Consider the following 6,520-nt stretch of genomic DNA (forward strand, 5'->3'; position numbering starts at 1 on the left):
AGGTAGGGGGCGTTGGTCATGCTCTCCATGCCGCCCGCCACCATCACGTCGTGCGAGCCGGCCAGCAGCATGTCATGCGCCATCATGGCGGCCTTCATGCCCGAACCACACATCTTGCTGAGCGTGACCGCCCCCGCGCCCTTGGGCAGGCCGCCCTTGAAAGCCGCCTGGCGCGCAGGGGCCTGGCCCTGGCCCGCCATCAGGCAGTTGCCGAACAGCACCTCGCCCACAGCGTCAGGCGACACGCCCGCACGCTCGATGGCGGCCTTGATGGCGGCGCCGCCCAGGTCGTGTGCGGCCAGGCTCGAAAAATCGCCCTGCAGCGAGCCCATGGGGGTGCGTGCGGCGCCGACGATGACGATGGGGTCTTGGGAGGATGCAGACATGGTGAAATCTCCTGAAAGTGGTTCGGTGGGAAGAAAGACAGCGAGTGCCAGGCGCTAGTCGCCGTGGGCGAAGCGGCGCTCCGCGTCGTAGGGGAAAACGTCGAACATATGGCCTGCCTGGATGCGCTCCTTGTGCGACTGCCAGAAGGCGGCGTCGAGCAGGTCGGCGTGGTGTTGCATGAACACCTCGCGCACGGCGTCGTTGCCCAGCAGGAAGGGGCCGAAGGTTTCGGGGAACACATCGCGCGGGCCCACGCTGTACCAGATCTCGCCGCTCATCTCTTCCTCTTCGTTGCGCGGCGCGGGCACGCGGCGGAAGTTGCAGTCGGTGAGGTATTCGATCTCGTCGTAGTCGTAGAACACGACCTTGCCGTTGCGCGTGACGCCGAAGTTCTTCCAGAGCATGTCGCCGGGGAAGATGTTGGCGCCCACCAGGTCCTTGATGGCGTTGCCGTATTCGATGACGCTGTGCTCCATCTGCTGGCGCGCGCGCGGGTCGGCCAGGCCTGTGTCAAAGGCTTCCTGCAGGTAGATGTTGAGCGGGATCATGCGCCGCTCGATGTACAGGTGCTTGATGATGACCTCGGTCTGGCCGTCGCCATCGCGGTCGCTGATTTCGAGCTGACTGGGGGCGAATTTCTGGATCTCGGCAATCAGTTCGTCGTCGAACCGGTCGCGCGGAAACGCCACTTCGCTGTATTCCAGCGTATCGGCCATGCGGCCCACGCGGTCGTGCTGCTTGACCAGCAGGTACTTGCCCTTCACCTGCTCGCGCGTGGTTTCCTTCTGGTGCGGAAAGTAGTCCTTGATGAGCTTGAACACGAACGGAAAGCTCGGCAGGTCGAACACCAGCATCACCATGCCCTTGATGCCGGGGGCGATGCGGAACTTGTCGCTGGAGTGCTTCAGGTGGTACAGAAAGTCGCGGTAAAACAGCGTCTTGCCCTGCTTGGCCAGGCCCAGCGCGTTGTAGATCTCGGCCCTGGGCTTGCGCGGCATGAGGCTGCGCAGAAACTGCACGTAGGCGCTGGGCACCTCCATGTCCACCATGAAGTAGGCGCGCGCAAAGCTGAACAGCATCTGCATGTCGTCTTCACCGAACAGCGCGGCGTCGATGAACAATTTACCGTTGTCGTCGTGCAGGATGGGCAGCGCAAACGGCACTTCGTTGAAGCCGTTGATGATCTTGCCCACCACATAGGCGCCCTTGTTGCGAAAGAACAGGCTGGTGAGCACCTGCACCTGGAAGTTGGCGCGCAGCCGCACCTTGTCGAGCCGGCTGCGCATGGCGGCCACCACGCAGGCAGTGTCACGCGCCAGGTCGGCAAAATCGCGCTGGAGTTGGAAGTTCTCGATGATGCGGTGAAAGGTCTCGTGCAGGTTGTCGCGCGAGGGGTAATAGGCCCGGTAGGTGGGGCGCGCAGCAGGCTCGTCGTTTTCGATGTACTCCGTGCTGACGGCCGGGCGCACAAAGATGAAGTCGTTGTGGAAATGCGTGCGGTGCAGGATCTTGGTGGTGACCGAGTTGAAGAAGGTCTCGGCCAGCTCGGGCTGGTGGTGGTTGACCAGCAGGCCGATGTAGTGCAGCTTGACTTGGTGCCACACGTCCATGGGCTGCGCACCCGCGCCAAACTCCTTCTCCAGGCGGCGCACGCACTCTTTCACGCGCAGGTCGTAGAACTCGATGCGCTCGCGCTGCGCCCGCTGCTGGCCGTGCCAGTCCCCGGTTTCAAAGCGGTGCTTGGCCCGCGCGGACTCGGTGCGGAACAACCGGTAGTGGCGGTTGAATCCGTCCATCATGGCCTTGGCAATGCCATAGGCCTGGGGTGCGTCAAGGCGTTGCGGGAACATGGCAGGGATTCTTTTCTCAACCGTCGCGCAGCCAAGGCTGCGGCTTACTGCCTTTTGACCGCAGCCACACCGGCAATGGCCGCCCTGTAGAGCGAATCCAGGCCTTCGGTGCTGTCCACGGACATGTGCAGGTTGTTGATGAGGCCATCTTTCAGACCATAGCACCAGCCGTGCAGCGTGACCTTCTGGCCCCGGCCCCAGGCGTCGAGCATCACCGTGCTCTGCGCCACATTCACCACCTGCTCGATGGCGTTCAGCTCGCACAACACGTCGTGGCGCCACTGGGGCTCGATGGACGCAATCAGGTCGCGGTGGCGGTCGCGCACATCGGTCACATGGCGGATCCAGTTGTCCGCCAGGCCCACCCGTGTGCCCTCCAGCGCGGCCAACACGCCGCCGCAGCCGTAGTGGCCCACCACCATCAGGTGTTCAACATGCAATTGGTCCACCGCGAACTGGATGGTGGACAGGCAGTTGAGGTCGGTGGGCACCACCACGTTGGCCACGTTGCGGTGCACGAACACCTCGCCCGGCTCCAGCCCCGTGATCTGGTTGGCGGGCACACGACTGTCGGAGCAACCGATCCACATGTACTTGGGCTTTTGCTGCGCGAGCAGGCCGGTGAAGAAACCGGGGCGCTCGCGCTCCATCTGGGCAGCCCAGGCGCGGTTGTGTGCAAACAGGTCTTCGACGGAGGTGGGCATGGAGTCTCTGGCTCTTTAGTAAGGTCAATGGGCCCGCTGTCTCAGGTCAGCAGGTCTCGGCAAACAGCTCCCGGCCAATCAGCATGCGGCGGATTTCACTCGTTCCCGCGCCGATCTCGTACAGCTTGGCATCGCGCCACAAACGCCCCAGAGGGTACTCGTTGATGTAGCCGTTGCCGCCGAAGATCTGCACGCCCTCACCCGCCATCCAGGTGGCCTTCTCGGCACACCAGAGGATCACGCTGGCGCAGTCCTTGCGAACCTGGCGCACATGGTCGGTCCCCAACATGTCCAGGTTCTTGGCCACGGTATAGGCAAACGAGCGCCCCGCCTGGAGCACGGTGTACATGTCTGCCACCTTGCCCTGGATGAGCTGGAATTCGCCAATGCTCTGGCCGAACTGCTTGCGGTCGTGAATGTAAGGGATCACGTTGTCCATCACCGATTGCATGATGCCCAAGGGGCCGCCGGTCAACACCGCGCGCTCGTAGTCCAGCCCGCTCATGAGCACCTTGGCGCCCTGGTTCAGGCCGCCCAGGATCTGCGAGGCAGGCACCTCGACGTTGTTGAACACCAGCTCGCCCGTGTGGCTGCCGCGCATGCCCAGCTTGTCGAGCTTTTGCGCCACGCTAAAGCCCGGCATGCCCTTCTCGATCAGAAAGGCGGTAACGCCACGCGCGCCCAGCTCGGGCTCCGTCTTGGCATAGACCACCAAGGTGTCGGCGTCGGGGCCGTTGGTGATCCACATCTTGCTGCCGTTGAGCAGGTAGTAGCCGCCCTTGTCCTCGGCCTTGAGCTTCATGCTGATCACGTCGGAGCCCGCGCCGGGCTCGCTCATGGCCAACGCACCCACATGCTCGCCGCTGATGAGCTTGGGCAGGTATTGGGCCTTCTGCGCCTCGCTGCCATTGCGGTTGATCTGGTTCACGCACAGGTTGCTGTGCGCACCGTAGGACAGGCCCACCGAAGCGCTGGCGCGCGAGATCTCCTCCATGGCCACCATGTGGGCCAGATAGCCCATGGCGGCGCCGCCGTATTGCTCGGGCACGGTGATGCCCAGCACGCCCAGCTCACCCATCTTGCGCCACAGGTCCATTGGGAACTGGTCGTTGTGGTCGATCTCGGCGGCACGTGGCGCGATCTCGGCCTGTGCAAAGTCGCGCACGGCGTCGCGCAAGGCGTCGATGTCTTCGCCCAGTTGGAAGTTCAGGCCAGGAAGGTTGGCGGGAATGCTCATGGTAAATGTCTCCTCAGAATGGGTAGAGAAAGGTGGCGGGTTCAGCCTTGGATGGCGTCGCGCCCGGTGACAGCCATGAGCGTGCAACCCATGGTGGCCACCAGTTTTTCTTGGTTGCCGTCGATAGCAAAGGCGCGGCCTTCACACACCGTGATGGTGCGGCCGGGCTTGATCACCCGCCCTTCCATCCGAAACCGCTCGCCCTTGGCAGGAGCCAGCAGGTTGATCTTGAATTCAATCGTGAGCACGGCCGCATCGGCCTCCATCAAGGCGAACCCCGCATAGCCGCAGGCCGAGTCCAGCGCCGTGGCCACCATGCCCGCATGCAGAAAGCCATGCTGCTGGGTCAGGCCAGCGGCCCAGCCCAGCTCGATATCCACCGCGCCCGGCGCCACCAGGCCCAAGCGCGCGCCCAGCGTCTGCATGGCCCCTTGGCGGGCGAAGCTGTCGCACACACGATCTGCATAGTCAGCGCAGCGGGGCTCAAAGGAAGGCAAGCTCACGACGATCTCCTGATTTACGTTTACGTAAACGTCAATTATCAATCATTTTTGCTTTTCCACCTTCAACAGTAGTGCGCGCGCCTCCTCTTCGTGCTCCCGCACCTCTTCCAGATTGGCCTGCAGATCGGCCATCTGCTCTTCGAGTTGCTTGCGGTGAACGACGAGTACATCAAGGAACTTGCGCAGTTGCACGCCAGTGTCGCGAGGGCTGTCGTAGAGGTCGATGATCTCCTTGGCCTCCGTCAGCGACAAGCCCAGGCGCTTGGCCCGCAGCGTCAGGCGCAGGCGCGTGCGGTCGCGGGCGCTGTAGACGCGGTTGCGGCCGGCGGGACCGGTGCGCTCCGGCTGCAGCAGCCCCATGTCTTCGTAGAAACGGATCGCCCGAGTGGTGAGATCGAACTCTTTGGCAAGGTCGCTGATGGTGAAGGTGTTGGCCATGGTCGGTTGCTGCATGCCGCAGGATGGGTTTCGCACAGGAGACAGCCCCACGGCCATCGTTCCCTACAATGCATCGAGTGCATGACGTTTACGTTAACGTCAATGCTAACCTATCCCATTGTCACCATGAATCCACTCGAACACCAGATCCACTATCCGCTGGGCGATATCCTCCCCGCCGAGGGAGCGACCGTGGAGGTTGCACCTGGGATCAAGTGGATACGCATGGGGCTGCCGTTTGCACTCGATCACATCAATCTGTGGCTGCTGCGCGACCGGCAGCCCAACGCCAGCGGCACCCTGGTGGACGGTTGGACAGTGGTGGACTGCTGTATCGACAGCGCCACCACACGCGCACAATGGGAGCAAGTGTTCGCCAACTGCCTGGAAGGCTTGCCCATCCTGCGCGTGATCGTCACCCACATGCACCCAGACCACATCGGGCTGGCGCATTGGCTGTGTGACCGATGGAATGTGCGCCTCTGGATCAGCGCCACCGACTACAACGTCGCCAGGACCGCGATCTACGATCGCGGTGGATTTGGCGGGGAGGCCAGTGCGGACTTCTACCTCTTGCACGGCACGCAGGACGAGGCTTTTCTCCAGCATGTCCGTGGGCGGGTGTCGTACTTCCCCACCCTGGTGCCCTCATTGCCGTCCACTTTTCGGCGAATCATGGATGGGGACTCCATCGACATCGGCGGCCGGGCCTGGCAATGTATCAGCGGCTATGGGCATGCGCCTGAGCACATGGCGCTGTATTGCCCAGAACTGACCACCCTCATCAGCGGCGACATGGTCTTGCCACGCATCTCTACCAATGTCAGCGTTCATGCGGCAGAGCCGGAGTCCAATCCTCTCCAGCTCTTCCTGCAATCACTGCTTCGCTACTTGGTATTGCCGCCCGGTACGCTCGTTCTGCCGTCCCACGGCAAACCCTTCCAAGGCTTGCACGAGCGCATCCAGCAGCTACAAAACCACCACCGGGAGCGACTGGGAGAAATTCTTGATGCCGCCCATAACAGTGCACTGTCCGCAGCCGATGTACTGCCCATCATGTTCAAGCGCCCGCTGGATTCGCACCAGATGACCTTCGCCATGGGCGAAGCCTTGGCGCATTTGCATTGGCTATGGTTCAACGGGCAGTTGGAGCGAACTCTCAGCGCTGCGGGTGTCCACAGGTTTCAGTATCCGCCAGGGGATACACAGCGCGCGGAGCACCTGCGCGTTCAATTGGACGCTGCCTAAACTTGGTAGGCCCCGTATTCGTGGGGCGACATTGAGATCCCTGCCCCAGTTCGCTGCCGCCTGAGGAAAGTTCGCCTCTTTGCGCAAACTGGATGCCCCAAAGCAAAGCGCCCTTCTACTCCATGGGGAGCAGAAGGGCGGTTTGGGCTGTAA

Annotated in this window: 6 protein-coding genes and 1 pseudogene; 1 reads left to right on the forward strand and 6 read right to left on the reverse strand. The window is 62.6% G+C overall.

What is annotated here, in order from left to right; all coding sequences use genetic code 11:
* The 6 genes and pseudogenes from Q0105_RS18020 to Q0105_RS18045 all read right to left on the reverse strand — a co-directional run.
* Positions 1 to 386, reverse strand: a pseudogene (locus Q0105_RS18020) (acetyl-CoA C-acetyltransferase); the annotation flags it as partial.
* Positions 387 to 440: 54 nt separating this feature from the next.
* On the reverse strand, positions 441 to 2,237 hold the full coding sequence (aceK, locus tag Q0105_RS18025) for a bifunctional isocitrate dehydrogenase kinase/phosphatase (protein WP_298213622.1): 1,797 nt from the start codon (positions 2,235 to 2,237) through the stop codon (positions 441 to 443).
* Positions 2,238 to 2,281: 44 nt separating this feature from the next.
* Positions 2,282 to 2,941 carry a carbonate dehydratase gene (can, locus tag Q0105_RS18030; protein ID WP_298213624.1) on the reverse strand — a complete coding sequence of 220 codons (660 nt, stop codon included), beginning with the start codon at positions 2,939 to 2,941 and terminating at the stop codon, positions 2,282 to 2,284.
* Positions 2,942 to 2,987: 46 nt separating this feature from the next.
* Positions 2,988 to 4,178 carry an isovaleryl-CoA dehydrogenase gene (locus Q0105_RS18035; RefSeq protein ID WP_298213626.1) on the reverse strand — a complete coding sequence of 397 codons (1,191 nt, stop codon included), beginning with the start codon at positions 4,176 to 4,178 and terminating at the stop codon, positions 2,988 to 2,990.
* A gap of 41 nt (positions 4,179 to 4,219) precedes the next feature.
* A complete protein-coding gene (locus Q0105_RS18040) occupies positions 4,220 to 4,681 on the reverse strand; it encodes a PaaI family thioesterase (protein WP_298213628.1) in 462 nt (153 codons plus the stop codon).
* Between the two features lie 42 nt (positions 4,682 to 4,723).
* On the reverse strand, positions 4,724 to 5,119 hold the full coding sequence (locus tag Q0105_RS18045; RefSeq protein WP_298213632.1) for a MerR family DNA-binding transcriptional regulator: 396 nt from the start codon (positions 5,117 to 5,119) through the stop codon (positions 4,724 to 4,726).
* A gap of 126 nt (positions 5,120 to 5,245) precedes the next feature.
* Here Q0105_RS18045 and Q0105_RS18050 point away from each other — a divergent pair, with 126 nt between their 5' ends.
* Positions 5,246 to 6,367: an MBL fold metallo-hydrolase gene (locus Q0105_RS18050; protein ID WP_298213630.1), complete on the forward strand. Its 1,122-nt coding sequence runs from the start codon at positions 5,246 to 5,248 to the stop codon at positions 6,365 to 6,367.
* Positions 6,368 to 6,520 lie beyond the last annotated feature (153 nt).

It is taken from the genome of Acidovorax sp. (genome assembly GCF_027492855.1).
GTDB lineage: Bacteria > Pseudomonadota > Gammaproteobacteria > Burkholderiales > Burkholderiaceae_C > Acidovorax.